This is a genomic window from Hydrogenophaga laconesensis, assembly GCF_031457235.1.
In the GTDB taxonomy this organism is placed as follows: Bacteria; Pseudomonadota; Gammaproteobacteria; order Burkholderiales; family Burkholderiaceae_C; genus Hydrogenophaga; species Hydrogenophaga laconesensis.
In genome coordinates, this window is the sequence record NZ_JAVDWE010000008.1 from 198,443 (window position 1) to 212,636 (window position 14,194).

General features: G+C 67.2%; 13 protein-coding genes. 3 read left to right on the forward strand and 10 right to left on the reverse strand.

Features of this window, described 5'->3' with window-relative positions; genetic code table 11:
• Positions 1-22: 22 nt before the first annotated feature.
• Positions 23-265, reverse strand: a complete 243-nt coding sequence (locus J2X09_RS15505) for a cysteine-rich CWC family protein (protein WP_204734292.1) — start codon at positions 263-265, stop codon at positions 23-25.
• Between the two features lie 61 nt (positions 266-326).
• Here J2X09_RS15505 and J2X09_RS15510 point away from each other — a divergent pair, with 61 nt between their 5' ends.
• Positions 327-1,139, forward strand: a complete 813-nt coding sequence (locus tag J2X09_RS15510; protein WP_204734293.1) for a crotonase/enoyl-CoA hydratase family protein — start codon at positions 327-329, stop codon at positions 1,137-1,139.
• Here J2X09_RS15510 and J2X09_RS15515 read toward each other — a convergent pair.
• Entirely contained in the window at positions 1,126-2,190 is a 1,065-nt protein-coding gene (locus J2X09_RS15515) for an acyltransferase family protein (protein WP_204734294.1), read from the reverse strand. The genes J2X09_RS15510 and J2X09_RS15515 overlap by 14 nt on opposite strands.
• Positions 2,191-2,225: 35 nt before the next feature.
• A complete protein-coding gene (locus tag J2X09_RS15520; protein WP_204734295.1) occupies positions 2,226-3,812 on the reverse strand; it encodes a gamma-glutamyltransferase family protein in 1,587 nt (528 codons plus the stop codon).
• A 119-nt stretch (positions 3,813-3,931) separates the two neighbouring features.
• Between J2X09_RS15520 and J2X09_RS15525 the strand changes: the two genes are divergently transcribed.
• Positions 3,932-4,684 carry an SGNH/GDSL hydrolase family protein gene (locus J2X09_RS15525; RefSeq protein WP_204734296.1) on the forward strand — a complete coding sequence of 251 codons (753 nt, stop codon included), beginning with the start codon at positions 3,932-3,934 and terminating at the stop codon, positions 4,682-4,684.
• A gap of 10 nt (positions 4,685-4,694) precedes the next feature.
• Here the strand turns inward: J2X09_RS15525 and J2X09_RS15530 are convergent, their stop codons facing one another.
• Together J2X09_RS15530 and J2X09_RS15535 are read right to left on the reverse strand one after the other, a co-directional pair.
• The gene (locus J2X09_RS15530) at positions 4,695-4,928 is read right to left on the reverse strand and encodes a hypothetical protein (protein WP_310308709.1); all 234 of its coding nucleotides are present in this window, start codon (positions 4,926-4,928) and stop codon (positions 4,695-4,697) included.
• Between the two features lie 65 nt (positions 4,929-4,993).
• The gene (locus tag J2X09_RS15535; RefSeq protein ID WP_204734297.1) at positions 4,994-7,201 is read right to left on the reverse strand and encodes a malate synthase G; all 2,208 of its coding nucleotides are present in this window, start codon (positions 7,199-7,201) and stop codon (positions 4,994-4,996) included.
• Positions 7,202-7,840: 639 nt separating this feature from the next.
• Here J2X09_RS15535 and J2X09_RS15540 point away from each other — a divergent pair.
• On the forward strand, positions 7,841-8,875 hold the full coding sequence (locus tag J2X09_RS15540) for a porin (RefSeq protein WP_204734298.1): 1,035 nt from the start codon (positions 7,841-7,843) through the stop codon (positions 8,873-8,875).
• Positions 8,876-8,983: 108 nt separating this feature from the next.
• Here the strand turns inward: J2X09_RS15540 and J2X09_RS15545 are convergent, their stop codons facing one another.
• The 5 genes from J2X09_RS15545 to J2X09_RS15565 all read right to left on the reverse strand — a co-directional run bounded on the left by J2X09_RS15545 (position 8,984) and on the right by J2X09_RS15565 (position 14,143).
• Positions 8,984-9,769 (reverse strand): DeoR/GlpR family DNA-binding transcription regulator, encoded by a 786-nt coding sequence (locus J2X09_RS15545; RefSeq protein WP_204734299.1) that lies wholly within the window; start codon positions 9,767-9,769, stop codon positions 8,984-8,986.
• A 4-nt stretch (positions 9,770-9,773) separates the two neighbouring features.
• Positions 9,774-10,844 (reverse strand): ABC transporter ATP-binding protein, encoded by a 1,071-nt coding sequence (locus J2X09_RS15550; protein ID WP_204734300.1) that lies wholly within the window; start codon positions 10,842-10,844, stop codon positions 9,774-9,776.
• Between the two features lie 197 nt (positions 10,845-11,041).
• Positions 11,042-11,872 (reverse strand): carbohydrate ABC transporter permease, encoded by an 831-nt coding sequence (locus tag J2X09_RS15555; RefSeq protein WP_204734301.1) that lies wholly within the window; start codon positions 11,870-11,872, stop codon positions 11,042-11,044.
• A 1-nt stretch (position 11,873) separates the two neighbouring features.
• Positions 11,874-12,809, reverse strand: a complete 936-nt coding sequence (locus J2X09_RS15560; protein WP_204734302.1) for a carbohydrate ABC transporter permease — start codon at positions 12,807-12,809, stop codon at positions 11,874-11,876.
• 14 nt (positions 12,810-12,823) lie between these two features.
• Positions 12,824-14,143: an ABC transporter substrate-binding protein gene (locus J2X09_RS15565; protein ID WP_204734366.1), complete on the reverse strand. Its 1,320-nt coding sequence runs from the start codon at positions 14,141-14,143 to the stop codon at positions 12,824-12,826.
• Between the last annotated feature and the right edge of the window lie 51 nt (positions 14,144-14,194).

Consider the following 14,194-nt stretch of genomic DNA (forward strand, 5'->3'; position numbering starts at 1 on the left):
GTCCAGAGCCGGGCCCTGGCGCTCAACCCGTTTCGCGGGCGGTGTGAAGGGCCTCGGCCACGCAGGCCGCGCAGATGCAGGCCTGGCCCCTCGCCTGCGCAGGAATGCGCTGGAACAGTTCGGGGCTGAAGGTCGCGTCCACGCACCAGCAGGGCGGTTGCTTCTCCCCGGTCTCGCGCTCGATCTCCATTGCGCAGCGGTTGTCGCCGCCGCACAGCGGACAGCAACCCGGGTCGGGCAAGGGAAGGTGCGGGGTGGCTGGCATTGGCGCAGTGTATGACGCCTCAGCGACAATCGCAGGGCCGCACGTCACTACCATGGGCCGCATGAACGCCACCATGCCATCCCCATCCGAAGGCCGCATCCTGAGCGAGGCGCAGGGCCCGGTGTTGCTGATCGGTATCGACCGTGCCGCCAAGCGCAATGGCTTCACGCCCGTCATGATGCAGGCGCTGGCCGAGGCCTACACGCGACTCGATGACGACCCGGCCCTGCGCGTGGGGGTGCTCCACGCGATCGGTGACCACTTCACCGCCGGGCTGGATCTGCCCAGCTTCGCTCCCTTGATGCAACGTGGGGAACGCCCCGTGGCCCAGGGGCTTGTCGATCCGCTGAACCTCGGGCGCCCCGGCTACCGCCGCCGCACCAAGCCGATGGTGGTGGCCGTGAAAGGCATCACCTACACGCTGGGCATCGAGCTCATGCTGGCCGCCGACATCGTGGTCGCGGCCGACGACTGCCGCTTCTCCCAGCTGGAGGTGCAGCGCGGCATCATGGCCACCGGTGGCGCCACGCTGCGCATGGCCGAGCGCGCAGGTCTGGGCAATGCGCTGCTGCATCTGCTGGCCGCCGATGTGTTCGACAGCGCCGAGGCGCTGCGGCTGCACTTCGTGCAGCGTGTGGTGCCGGCCGGCACCGAGCTCGACGAGGCCCTGCGCATCGCGCAGGCGATTGCGCAGCAGGCCCCACTGGCCGTGGTGGCCACGCGGCTCAATGCGCTGAAAGCGGTGGAGGAAGGGCCGATGGCAGCGGCCGATGAATTCGAGACGACCCAGCAACGACTGGCCCACAGCGACGACGCGCGCGAGGGCGTGCGCGCGTTCCTGGAAAAGCACGCCGCGCGGTTCAGCGGGCGCTGAGCGTCGCCCCCGCCAGCGCGGGGTCGCGCGGACGCCAGAGCCGGCCCAGCGGCTGCTCCACGGCGTGGTGGAACAGAGCGCCCGCCACGTTGCAGGCCAGCCACGCCAGCAGCACACCGCCGGTCTGCACACCCGCATCGGCACCGCCATAACGGGTGAACCAGGCGTTGACCACCAGTGCCACGGGGAAATTGAGCAGGAACACCGAGTACGAGATACGGCTGAGGTACGCCACGGCGCGGCTGCGCGGCCAGGTGAACATCCAGCCCTGCCGTTGCGCGCAGGCCAGCGCCACACACACGGTCAGGGCCAGCGCGATGCGCTCGCGGAAGTCGATCGTCAGGGCCGCAAGAGCCATGGCGACCAGCGCACCCAGCAGCCAGCGGCCATGGCGCCAGGCCGCGTCGTTCGATGTGGTCCACCAGGTGAGCGCACCCAGGCCATAGGCGCCGAAGAAGTACAACGCCCAGCTGTCCCAGTCGTCTTCGCGGTTGAAGTGGAACAGCGAGGCCGCCACCACGATCACCACCAGCGCCTGCGCCCAGGCCGTCGCCGTGTGCTGCCGGCGTGCCAGCCACAGCAGGGCGAGCAGGAGCGCGTAGAGCTGGAAGTCGATGGCGACATACCAGACACCGGCCGAGAGGGACTCCATGTCCAGCAGTGTGTGCAGCAGCAGTGCGTGCGAGATGAACTGCCACAGCCCGGGTGGTGCGGACAGGGAACTGTGCGTCATCCAGCGGCGCGCCAGCTCGGTGCACAGCACAGCCACCAGCAGCGAGGCGATGTAGGGCAGCGCGGTGCGCACATAACGCTGGCCGAGCTGGCCCAGGGGCGATGCCCCGCGCAGCAGTCCATCGGGCGCCAGGCTGCGCGCGGCGAGGAAACCCGCAACCACCAGGAACACCTGCACCGCCATGCGCGCGTCCTGGCTGAACCAGGCCACGAGATCGGGGGCGAGCCGGTGTGTCCAGTCCGACATCGGCCCGTAGAACGCGAGGTGGTGCAGCACGATCAGCTGCGAGCCGACGGCCTTGAGCAGGTCGATGAACATCAGGCGCCCATCCGCGCCCGGGGCCGCGAGCGCACTCACAGCGCGGCCACGCTGCCGTCGCTGCGCGGATCGGCCGCGCCCTCGATCACGCCGTCGGGGTGGCGCACGAGCGCGCCGGCGTGGCCCATGGTGTCGCTGAACGCTTCGGGCAAGGCCTCGATCACGTGGCCGGCTTCGCGCAGCGCGGTGACCAGGGCCGGGTCGAACCGGTTCTCCAGCTTGAGGGTGGTGCTGCTGTCGCCCCAGGTGCGACCGAGCAGCCAGCGCGGCGCGCTCACCGCCTGTTGCAGGGTCTGGCCGAAACGCGCGTAGCGGGTGAACACGGCGGCTTGCGTCTGTGGCTGCCCTTCGCCACCCATGGTGCCGAAGGGCATCACACGGCCATCGTCGAACACGGCGAGCGAGGGGTTGAGGGTGTGGAACGGCTTGCGGCCGGGTTCCAGGCTGTTGAGGGCGTTCGGGTCGAGCGAGAAGCTGGTGCCCCGGTTCTGCCAGCAGATGCCGGTGTCCTGCAGCACGGTGCCGGAGCCGAACTCCCAGTACACGCTCTGGATGAAGCTCACCGCGCGTCCCTGCGCGTCGATCGCACCCATCCAGATCGTGTCGCCTGGCGCGGCCGGGTCGGGCCAGGGCAGGGCGCGCTGCAGGTCGATCTGCGCGGCCAGCGCGTCCAGTGCGCCGGGCTCCAGCAGGCTCTGCGGGTCGACGGGCACGCGCCCCGGGTCGGTCACCACGCGTTCGCGCACGCGGAAGGCGCGCTTGGTGGCTTCCACCAGTCCGTGCAGGTGGGCAAAGCCCTCGCCCTCCTGCACGCCCAGACGGTCGAACAGGCCGATGATTATCAGCGCGGCCAGGCCTTGCGTGGGCGGCGGCAGGTTGTGGACCGCACAGTCTTTCAGGCGCACGGCGAGGGGCCGCACCACCCGGGCCGCATAGGCCGCGAGGTCGCTGGTGCGCACGGGACTGCCCAGGCGTTCCAGCTCGGCACCGATGCGCGCGGCCAGTTCGCCGCGGTAGAAGTCGTCCAGGCCGCGCTCGGCCAGGGTGGCCAGCGTCTGGCCCAGCGTGGGTTGCCGGAGCAGGTGGCCTGGCTCGGGGGGCTGGCCGTTGACAAGGAAGGTGGGGGCGAAGCCGGGCGCGTCCTTCAGGCCATCGAGCTTCTGCTTCGTCAGGGCGGACTGGCTGGTGGTCACCACCACGCCATCGCGCGCGTGGCGGATGCCGTCGGACAGCAGCCGCGAGAGCGGCAGCGCAGGGCCCCAGGGGGCCGCGGCCTCCAGCGCCTTCGCCCACCCGCCGATCGTGCCGGCCACGGTGAGTGCGGCGGTCGGGCCGCGCGAAGGGATCGCGCCCAGGCCGGCGTAGAAGTCGCGCGAGGCCAGCGCTGCGGCCGGGCCGCAGGCGTCGATGGCCACCACGGGTTGGCCTGGCTCGTGGATCAGCCAGAAACCGTCGCCACCGATGGCGTTCATGTGGGGGTAGACCACGGCAATGGCCGCTGCGGCCGCCACCATGGCTTCAACGGCGTTGCCGCCGTCGCGCAGCACGTCGCGGCCGGCCTGCGCGGCAAGGTGGTGCGGTGCGACCACCATGCCGCCGAGGGATTTGTGGGTGTGGATCATCGGGAACGCTTTCCTGCGCGGGGGATGTGAGGGGAGCAACTGCGTATTGTCGCGGTGCCGCGGAGGGCCTTGTGCAAGCAACTGGTGCGCCAGCGACACATGCGCATAGACTGGGTCCCATGAGTGCCCCTTCGTCCTGGCCCATCGTGCCCGCTCTCCTGGTTGCCCTGCTGGTGGCCGTGCTCGCCACCTCGGGCTGTGCGGCCTGGCGCATCGGCAAGGCCAGTGAGCTGGCCCAACGCAGCGAGCCGCTGCAGCAGGTGCCGGCCGATCCCGCCCTGCGCCTGCTGATCGTGGGCGACAGCACCGGGGTGGGCACGGGCGCGAGCGCACCGCAGGCCAGCCTGGCCGGCCAGCTGGCACAGGCCTACCCGCGCCTGCAGATCGACAACCGCGCCCGCGATGGCGCCACCTTTGCCGACGTCGTCGGCCAGCTCGACGCCGTGACCGCGCGCTACGACCTGGTGCTGGTGCAGGCGGGCGGCAACGACGTGATCCGCCTGCGCAGGCTGGAGGATGTGCGCGCCGACGTCGATCGCGTGGTGACGCTGGCCCGCGCACGGGGTGAGCGGGTGGTCGTGATGCCGGCGGGCAATGTGGGCAACGCGCCCTTCTTCTTTCCGCCGGTGTCCTGGCTGATGACGTCGCGGGCGCGATCGCTGCATGGTTTCGTGCGCGAAGCCGCCGCGCGACACCAGGCGGTGTACGTGAATCTGTTCAAGGACAAGGCGGACGATCCGTTCGCCCAGCGCCGGGAGCTGAACGCCGCCGATGGCCTGCACCCGAGCGACGCGGGTTACCGCGTGTGGTTCGACGAACTCCTGGCACAGGGCCGCCTCGCGCCTGTGCTGGCGCCCGCCAAGGCCCGCTGACAACACCGGCTCAATCCTCGGGAGCGAAGTGCGCCACGAGCGCCTCACCCCAGGCCCACGGCCCGGCGAGGGTGAGTGTCACCGTGGTCCATTCGCCGTCGGCCTGCACCTGTTCATCGGCGTCCCACGCGCCGCCGTCGTCGAGCGGGCCGCGCGGCCCCGGCGCATGGGCGTCGGCCCAGGCGAGCACCGCGCGCACTTCGGCCTGCACGGCCGGCCACTGCGTGGCGCGCACGCTGGCCATCGCGTCCCAGGTACCGGTACCGTCGCCGTTGTCGCTGGCGTCGAAAAGCAGGTACTGCAGCAGGATCAGCCCGCCTTCACCTTCAGGCGCCAGGCGTGCAGCAGCGGCTCGGTGTAGCCGCTGGGCTGTTCCTTGCCCTTGAACACCAGATCCAGTGCGGCCAGATAGGCCTTGCTGGTCTTGAAGTGGCCGGCCATGTTCTGGTACAGCTTGTCGCCCGCGTTCTGGCCATCGACCACGGCGGCCATGCGCTCGAAGGTCTTCGTCACCTGGGCCTCGGTCACGATGCCGTGGTGCAGCCAGTTGGCGATGTGCTGGCTGGAAATGCGCAGCGTGGCGCGGTCTTCCATCAGGCCCACGTTGTGGATGTCCGGCACCTTGGAGCAGCCCACGCCCTGGTCGACCCAGCGCACCACGTAGCCCAGGATGCCCTGCACGTTGTTGTCCAGCTCCTGCTGCTTCTCGGCCTCGCTCCAGTTCGGGTTGCTGCTCACGGGAATGGTCAGCAGGCCGGTGAGCAGGTTGTCGCGCTCGGCGTTGGCGTCGATCTTTTCGAGTTCCTTCTGCACGTCCGACACCAGCACCTGGTGGTAGTGCAGCGCGTGCAGCGTCGCGCCCGTGGGGCTGGGCACCCAGGCGGTGTTGGCGCCAGCCTTCGGGTGGCCGATTTTCTGACGCAGCATCTCGGCCATCAGGTCGGGCATGGCCCACATGCCCTTGCCGATCTGTGCCTTGCCGCGCAGGCCGCACGAGAGGCCCACGATCACGTTGTTCTTCTCATAGGCCTGGATCCAGGCGCTGGCTTTCATGTCGCCCTTGCGCACCATGGGGCCCGCGAGCATGGCGGTGTGCATCTCGTCGCCGGTGCGGTCCAGGAAGCCTGTGTTGATGAAGGCCACGCGGCTCGCGGCGGCGGCGATGCACGCCTTCAGGTTGACCGAGGTGCGGCGCTCCTCGTCCATGATGCCGAGCTTGACCGTGCTGTCCTTGAGGCCGAGCACCTGCTCCACGCGGCCGAACAGCTCGGCGGCGAACGCCACCTCACGCGGGCCGTGCATCTTGGGCTTGACGATGTAGACCGAGCCCTTGCGCGAGTTGCGGATCGCGTCCTTCTTCGAGCGCTTGAGGTCGTGCAGGGCGATAGTGGTCGTGACCATCGCATCCAGGATGCCTTCGGGGATCTCGCGATCATCGCCCCAGAGCACGGCCGGGTTGGTCATCAGGTGGCCCACGTTGCGCACGAACATGAGCGAACGGCCGTGCAGGCGCACCGCGTTTTTCTTGCCGCTGGGCGAGGTGTACTCGCGGTCGGCGTTGAGGCCGCGCGTGAAGGTCTTGCCGGCCTTGGTGACCGACTCCGTCAACGTGCCCTGCAGGATGCCCAGCCAGTTGCGGTACGCCAGCACCTTGTCCTGCGCGTCCACGGCGGCCACCGAGTCCTCCAGGTCGAGGATGGTCGAGAGCGCGGCTTCCACCACGAGATCGCTCACGCCAGCAGGGTCGGCCTTGCCGATGGGCGTGTTGCGGTCGATCTGGATCTCCAGGTGCAGGCCGTTGTGGGCCAGCAGCACGGCGCTGGGGGCCTTGGCCTCGCCCTGGTAACCGACGAACTGCGACTTGTCGGCCAGCTTGCTGGTGCCGCCATCGGCCAGCGTCACCACCAGTTCACCGTCCTTGTTGACGCGGTAGCCCATGGAGCCCACGTGCGAGCCCTTCTTCAGCGGCGCGGTGCGGTCGAGCACGTAGCGCGCATATTCGATGACCTTCGCACCGCGTTTGGGGTTGTAGCCACCCTTGGGGCCGACCTTGCCGCAGCCCTTGTCCTCGGCGATCACGTCCGTGCCGTACAGCGCGTCGTACAGCGATCCCCAGCGTGCGTTGGCCGCGTTGAGTGCATAGCGTGCATTCAGGATCGGCACCACCAGCTGCGGGCCCGCCTGCACGGCCAGTTCGTCGTCCACGTTCTTCGTCGTGGCCTTCACGCTCCTGGGTTGCGGCACCAGGTAGCCGATGGTCTCCAGGAACTTGCGGTAGCCCGCCATGTCGCGGATCGGGCCGGGGTTGGCCGCGTGCCAGGTGTCCAGTTCCGTCTGCAGCCGATCGCGCTCACTGAGCAGCGCGGCGTTCTTGGGTGCGAGGTCCGACACGATGGCGTCGAAGCCCTTCCAGAAATCCGCCTCGCTCACCCCGGTGCCGGGCAGCACCTGCTGGTTGATGAAGTCGAACAGTTCGGTGGCGACCTTGAGGCCGTGAATCTGGGTGCGTGCGGTCATGGGGGCTCCGTAAGTGCTGAAAGATTCGGCGCGCGTGCGCGGTGCAGGTTCGACTGTATTCCACACTCAGTTGCGCATTAAATCGATTTCTTGTCGTTTATCCATGACTTTCTTCGATGGAATCGATGGGTGGCACCTCTGTTTCTGTTGCAGGTCGACAACGCTTCATGGCCTGTGGACGAGAAAACGGAGGTTCGACGCGGTTTTCCGCAACGCCGTGACCTTGCCGGAGGCCATCGATCCGGCCGGCTGCAAGAGAAAGGGTGCTTTAGAGTGGTGCAATTACTGCGGCCAAGTTCTCCTATTTTTCATCAACTTGTAGCCATTTTTGCATTTCTTTTGAATTTTTTCTGCTTTTGCCAGGAATTCTCCAGGGCTGTGCGCGCGCATCGAAGTAGCGCTTTTGAATGAATGATTTGTCGCTTCGTTCCAGATCCTGAGCAATACGGCGCTCACTTTTGTCGTCTCGATCCTTGGTCCGAATGCGCTCGTACCAGGTCCTAGATTCGCCTCTTCGGGGTGCTTCGACGCGCAGAAAGGGTCTGTGTGGCGAGCGCGGCGAGGGAGAGGTCACTGAGGGCACGGGCGTGCCCTCAGTGGCTGTCCTCACTCTCAACTCACACTATGAAAGATCGACTCATGAAAAAGACCGTAGCCGCCTTGGCCGTGCTCAGCGCTGTCGCTGGTGCCGCCCATGCCCAATCCAGCGTCAATCTGTATGGCCTGGTGGATGTGTTCGTTGGCAAGAGCACCGTCAAGAACACGACGGGCGCCGTCGTCACCAACACCGATGCCGGCACCAGCCTGAGCAGCGGCGGTCTGAACGGCAGCCGCTGGGGGCTGCGTGGCTCCGAAGACCTGGGTGGCGGCCTGAAGGCCACTTTCCAGGTGGAGTCGGGTTTCAATGCCGACACCGGCACCAGCGCGGATGCCGGCCGCCTGTTCAACCGCACCAGCAAGGTGGGTCTGAGCGGTGGCTTCGGTTCGGTGGAATTCGGCCGCCAGTACACGCAGATCTTCCAGCTGATCGATGGCTTCGACGCACAGGGCACCTCGAAATTCTCCACCACGAATGCCATCGGCTCGCACTCGCTGGCGCACTCCGACCGCTGGGACAACTCGGTGGTCTACACCGCGCCTGGCATGGGTGGCTTCACCGCCGCCGCGCAGTACGCCTTCGGCGAGAACGCGACGGCGACCACCTCTGCCGGCCGCGCCTTCGGCCTGTCCGCTGGTTACGCCAACGGCCCGGTGGCCGTGAAAGCCGCCTACGAGAACGTGAAGGCCACCGGTCCGTCGGAAGCGGCCAAGACCGTCGGCCTGGCCGCCAGTTACGACTTCGGTGTGGTCAAGCTCCTGGCCCAACTCGTCAATCAGAAAGATGGTCTGGCCACGGGCGTCAAGGACCAGGGTGCTGTGCTTGGCTTGATGGTGCCGATGGGCGCCGCAGGCAACGTCAACGTCGCCTATGGCCGCGAGAAGGCCGAGTACGCCGCCACGGGCATGAACGCCAGCAAAGCCACGTCCTTCGGCGTCGAGTACCTGTACAGCCTGAGCAAGCGCACCACGGTGTACGCCGCCCTGAACAGCTACAAGTACACCGACCTGGACGCCCTGGTGGAAACCACCACGCGCAACCGCGTGTACGGTCTGGGCATCCGCCACAAGTTCTAAGAAAAAAACAAGCCGCCCGCCGCAAGACGGACGGCCTGAACTCCGGGCTGAAAGCCCACCGCGAACTGCGGTGGGCTTTTTTTCTGCTTGCTGTGGGGCGTCTGTGACTCAGCCTTCTGGCTGGTCCTTGGCGATCACCACCTGGACTGCCCGGGTGGCGTTGGCCAGATCATCGGGCAGGGCCTGGTCGGTCACCAATATGCGCACGTTGTCCCAAGGCAGGCTGGTGATCAGGCCGGGCGCCTCGAACTTGCTGGCGTCGGCCACCACGATCACGGTTTCCGCGTGCGGGCAGACCGCCTGCTTGAACTCGACCTCGAAGGGATCGAAGTCGAGGCACCCACCACGGGCGCTCAACGACGCCACGGAGACAATCAGGTAATCGGGGTGCAGCTGGGTGGCGAAACGCAAGGCGTTCGCGCCGGCCAGGGTCATGTCGCTGCTGCGAAGCGTGCCACCGGGCAGCATCACGGTGTGCCGGTCGCCGCTGTTGGCCAGTGCACGTGCCACCTCGAGTGAGGGCGTGGCCACCGTCAATCCGCGCCGCTCGGCCAGGGCTTCGGCGATGAAGCAGGCGGTGCTGCTGTTGTCGAGCACGAGGCTGGCGCCGTCCGGCAGCAAGGCCGAGACCTGCTGGGCCAGTCGGCGCTTGGCGGCGACGTTGCTGCGCATGCGCAGCAGAAAAGGCGATTCCTGCACGTCCCGGTGCAGGCTGACGCCACCGTGGAATTTCTGCACGATGCCGTCGTCGGCCATGGCCTGCAGGTCGCGCCGCACCGTTTCGCCCGACACGCCCAGGCGCTGGGCGAGTTCCACGGTGGTGATGGAGGGTGTGGCGCGCAGGATTTCGACGATGCGTTCCTGGCGCGCGCTCAGCACGGGCGTCATGTTCATGGGGTCATCCCTGTGCGGCCAGCAGCGCGCCGGACGGTCCGTCAAACACCCGCAAACGGGAGAGCGCGGGCGTGAGCACGATGGGCTGATGGATTTCCAGTGACGCGTCGGCCTCGGTGCGCACCAGCACATCGGCGTTGCCCACGCGGATCTGGGCATAGGCTTCGGCGCCCAGCCGCTCGACGCGCTGCACCACGCCGGACCAGCTCAGTGCGGACGCGCCGGCCATGCGGGACAAGGTCAGTTCTTCGGGGCGCAGGCCCAGCACGGTGTCGGGCTGCAGCGCGGCATTGCCATAGTGGTCGCTGAGCCAGGCCCTGCCGCTGGCCATGCTGTCGGGCACCGGCAGGAAGTTCATCTCGGGTGACCCGATGAACGAGGCGACAAACCGGTTGGCGGGATGCCGGTACACGTCCATCGGTGCGCCCACCTGCCGCAAATGCCCCTTGTCCATCACGGCGATGCGCGTGCCCAGGGTCATGGCTTCCACCTGGTCGTGCGTGACGTACACGATGGTGATGCCCAGTTCCGCGTGCAGGCGCTCGAGCTCGCCGCGCATGTGGGTGCGCAGCTTGGCGTCGAGGTTGGACAGCGGTTCGTCGAACAGGAACACCTTGGGCTTGCGCACGAGGGCGCGGCCGATGGCGACGCGCTGCCGCTGGCCGCCCGAGAGTTCGTTCGGCCGGCGCTGCAGCAGCTCCGTGATCTGCAGCCGGCGCGCGGCTTCCTGCACGCGCTGGTCGACTTCGTCGCGCGAAAGCTTGCTGGTGCGCAGCAGCCCGAATGCCATGTTCATGTAGACCGTCATGTGCGGGTACAGCGCGTAGGACTGGAAGACCATGGCGATGTCGCGCTCGTGGGGCTCGGCGTGCGTGACGTCGCGGCCCCCGATGAGCAGCCGGCCTTCGCTGATGTCTTCCAGCCCCGCGATCATGCGCAGGGTGGTGGACTTGCCACAGCCTGACGGGCCGACCAGCACCATGAACTCGCCCGCCTGCACGTCGAGGTCCAGCCGGTCCACGGCGACATGGTCGGGGTAGCGTTTGGTGATGCCTTGGAGAGAGATGGCAGACATGGGTGTGGATGGTAAGGGCGAGTGGAAGGGAATGATTTCAGGGGGTCACCGCGCCGAAGCGCGACCCGCAACGAGTGAAGCAACGCGATCCAGAGGCATCAAGGGTCCGGCTCCGCCGGCCCGAGATGCCGTCCCCCTCCAAGCGCCGAAGGCGCGCAAGAGAGGGGGGAAGCTGCAAAGCGGCGCAGGGGGGTGTCTCACTTCAACCCCGCGTGCATGAAGCTGTCGACGAAGCGGCGCTGGAAGATCAGGAACAGCAGCATCAGCGGGGCGATCACTACCATCGTGGCGGCCATGAGCCGTGGCCAGTCGGCACCGCTGTCCGCCTTGGCCAGCAGGCCGAGGCCGATGGGCAGGGTGCGCACGCCTTCGCTGTTGGTCACAAGCAGCGGCCACATGTAGTCGTTCCAGTGTGTGACGACGGAGATCATCCCGAAGGCCACGAGGGTGGGTTTCACCAGCGGCAGGTAGACGTGCCACAGCGTGGCCCAGTGGCCGCAGCCGTCCAGGCGCGCTGCGTCGGCCAGGTCGTTGGGCACCTGGCGGAACGACTGGCGCAGCATGAAGGTGCCATAGCCGCTGGCGATGAACGGCACCATCAGCGCCCAAAGGCTGTTGAGCAGGCCGAGTTCGCGCACGGTGATGAAGTTGGTCAGGAAGGTGGCGTAGATCGGGAACATCACCTGCAGCAGGAACAGCCCGAACAGCAGGTCGCGCCCCGGGAAGCGCAGCCGCGCGAATGCATAGGCCGCCAGCGTGATGGTGGTGAGTTGCGCCAGCAGGATGCCGCCGGTGACGAGCAGCGAATTGAGCAGGTAGATGCCGAAAGGCGCGACCGAGAGCGCCGCAGGGTAGTTGCCCCATTGCAGCACCTGCGGCAGCACACCTGCCGCAGGATCGAAGATCTCGGCGCGTGTCTTGAACGAGGTGATGGCCATCCAGGCCAGCGGGCTGAGCCATAACAGCATGGCGGGCACCAGCAGCCAGTGCATCCAGCGCGAACGGGCGAACAAGGATCGGGTCAGCATGTCATCGCCCCATGTAGTGAACGCGGCGGCCGAGGGTGAGCGCCACGATGCCGATCAGGCCCATGACGACCAGCAGCAGGATGTTGGCGATGGCCGAGGCGGTGCCGATGTCCTGGAACTGGAAGGCGTTCTGGTAGATGTAGAAGGTGAGCACGTTGGTCGCGTCGGCCGGGCCGCCCTGCGTCATCACGAACACGTAGTCGAAGATCTGGTACGAGTGCAGCACACCGATGATCACCACGAAGTAGAGCGTGGGGGATATCAGCGGCACGGTGATGTGCACCAGCTGCCGGAAGCCGGACACGCCGTCCAGCCGCGCGGCCTCGTACAGATCGCGCGGCACCAGCTGCAGGGCCGCGAGCAGGATCAGCATGAAGTACCCGGCGTACTTCCAGATGCTCATGAAGATGATGGCCGGCAGTGCCCATTGCCGGTCGTACAGCCACTCCAGCTTGGGCAGCCCCAGCATCTCCATCAGGCCGTTGATGGGGCCGTAGCCCGGAGCGTAGAGAAACACCCACACCATTCCGGCCGCCACCGAAGGCACCATCACCGGATAGAAGAAGATGGAGCGGTAGAGCGCGGTGCCGCGCAGCTTGCGGTCCAGCGCCACCGCCAGCAGCAGCGCCAGGCCGATCGAGGTCGGCACCGTGACCACCATATAGACCACGGTGTTGCGCAGCGACTGCCAGAACAGCGCGTCGTGCCACAGCCGCTGATAGTTCTCCCAGCCGACAAAGAAGATCTCGGCCGAGCCGAGCTGCACGTCGAAGAAGCCGTACATCAGCGACCGGATGATCGGCCAGTAAGTGAAGGCAGCAAGGAACAGCAGCGACGGCGCGAGCATCACCACCGCGGTGATGAGCTCGCGACGCCGCGCGCGGTTCCTGGCGACGGGCACGTCGGTCACGGGGTCGTCCAGTGTCAGCGTGGTCATGGCGTCGTCGGTCCTCAGCTGCGGCGGCGGGCCAGGCGCTGGATCTCGAGGTTGGACTTGGCGGTGGCTTCGCGCAGCGCCGCGTCGGGCTTCACCTCGCCAGCCAGCGTGCGGTCGATCGCGCTCTGCAGGTGCGCGCGCACCTTGTGGTAGCCCGGCACCTGCAGGAAGGCACCGGCCACCTCGGCGGTCACGAAGGCCGAGCGCGACTCCGGCACCTTGGCCACATGGGCCTTGAGGATCGGCGTCTCCCACGACGACTTGCGCGCCGCGAGGTAGCCGGTGTCGATGCACCACTGGGCCTGGTTGGCGGTGTTGGTCATCCAGCGCGCGAACGTCCACGCGGCCTTCTTGTGGGCATCGGGCTGCTTCTTCGCGATCAGGATGGGGCCGCCACCCATGGTGGAGCCGATCTGCTTGCCCTTGGGCATCGGCGCCACGCCGACCGGGAACGACGAGGACTTGAGGATGTTGGTCATCGAACCGGTGGAGTGGTAGAGCATGGCGGTGCGGCCGGCCATGAAGTCGTTGGCCGAGCTTTCCCAGGTGGAGGCCGCAGGCATCAGCTTGGCCTGGGCCATGCGCAGCCAGAACTCCATGGCGTTCACGCTTTCGGGGGCGTCGAAGGCGACCTTGTCCTTGGTCCAGAACACCAGGCCGTTCTGGCGCACGAAGCTCTCGAAGATCCAGTCGTGCCAGCCACCACCGATGGTCAGGCCCCATTGCGAGACCGTGTCGCCCTGGCGGATCGACAAGGCCTTGGCGGCCGCCTCCAGCTCGGTCCAGTTGGTCGGCGCGGCCTTGAGGCCGGCTTTCTCGAAAGCATTCTTGTTGTAGTACAGCACCGGCGTGCTGCACTGGAAGGGCAGGCCGTAGAGCTTGTTGTCGGACATGCAGGTGCCGAGAAAGCCCGGCAGGAAGTCCTGGAACACGTCATCCGCCTTGGCCAGCGCGGTCACGTCTTCCAGCGCGTCCATGTCGAGGAAGGTGCGCAGCATCGAGTTGATGGGCAACCAGCTGGCGGGCGGATCGCCCACACCCAGCGCGGTCATCACTTTCTGTTCGGTGTTGTCGTAGCTGCCGGCGTAGATGGCCTCGACCTGGATGTGGCTGTGCGCGGCATTGAAGCCGCTGATCATGTTGGAGACCAGGCGGTTGATGTCGCCGGACACGCCGACGGGGTACATGAAGGCCAGCTTGACCTGCTGCTGGCCGCTGGCAAACAGCGGCATGCCGCCGAACATGGCGGCAGCCGACACGCTGGCACCGGTCTTGAGAAACTGGCGGCGCGGGGATGAAACGGACGGGGAGGGACGGGAATCGAAACGGGACATGACACGGCTCCTTCAAGGCAAAGGTGAGAAGACACAACGAGGAAAGCAGGT

What these genes read in the sequence shown, in the direction of transcription:
- J2X09_RS15505 (WP_204734292.1), bottom strand. Translation starts at nt 265, where the DNA reads ATGCCAGCCACCCCGCACCTTCCCTTGCCCGACCCGGGTTGCTGTCCG.
- J2X09_RS15510 (WP_204734293.1), top strand. Translation starts at nt 327, where the DNA reads ATGAACGCCACCATGCCATCCCCATCCGAAGGCCGCATCCTGAGCGAG.
- J2X09_RS15515 (WP_204734294.1), bottom strand. Translation starts at nt 2,190, where the DNA reads ATGTTCATCGACCTGCTCAAGGCCGTCGGCTCGCAGCTGATCGTGCTG.
- J2X09_RS15520 (WP_204734295.1), bottom strand. Translation starts at nt 3,812, where the DNA reads ATGATCCACACCCACAAATCCCTCGGCGGCATGGTGGTCGCACCGCAC.
- J2X09_RS15525 (WP_204734296.1), top strand. Translation starts at nt 3,932, where the DNA reads ATGAGTGCCCCTTCGTCCTGGCCCATCGTGCCCGCTCTCCTGGTTGCC.
- J2X09_RS15530 (WP_310308709.1), bottom strand. Translation starts at nt 4,928, where the DNA reads ATGGCCAGCGTGCGCGCCACGCAGTGGCCGGCCGTGCAGGCCGAAGTG.
- J2X09_RS15535 (WP_204734297.1), bottom strand. Translation starts at nt 7,201, where the DNA reads ATGACCGCACGCACCCAGATTCACGGCCTCAAGGTCGCCACCGAACTG.
- J2X09_RS15540 (WP_204734298.1), top strand. Translation starts at nt 7,841, where the DNA reads ATGAAAAAGACCGTAGCCGCCTTGGCCGTGCTCAGCGCTGTCGCTGGT.
- J2X09_RS15545 (WP_204734299.1), bottom strand. Translation starts at nt 9,769, where the DNA reads ATGAACATGACGCCCGTGCTGAGCGCGCGCCAGGAACGCATCGTCGAA.
- J2X09_RS15550 (WP_204734300.1), bottom strand. Translation starts at nt 10,844, where the DNA reads ATGTCTGCCATCTCTCTCCAAGGCATCACCAAACGCTACCCCGACCAT.
- J2X09_RS15555 (WP_204734301.1), bottom strand. Translation starts at nt 11,872, where the DNA reads ATGCTGACCCGATCCTTGTTCGCCCGTTCGCGCTGGATGCACTGGCTG.
- J2X09_RS15560 (WP_204734302.1), bottom strand. Translation starts at nt 12,809, where the DNA reads ATGACCACGCTGACACTGGACGACCCCGTGACCGACGTGCCCGTCGCC.
- J2X09_RS15565 (WP_204734366.1), bottom strand. Translation starts at nt 14,143, where the DNA reads ATGTCCCGTTTCGATTCCCGTCCCTCCCCGTCCGTTTCATCCCCGCGC.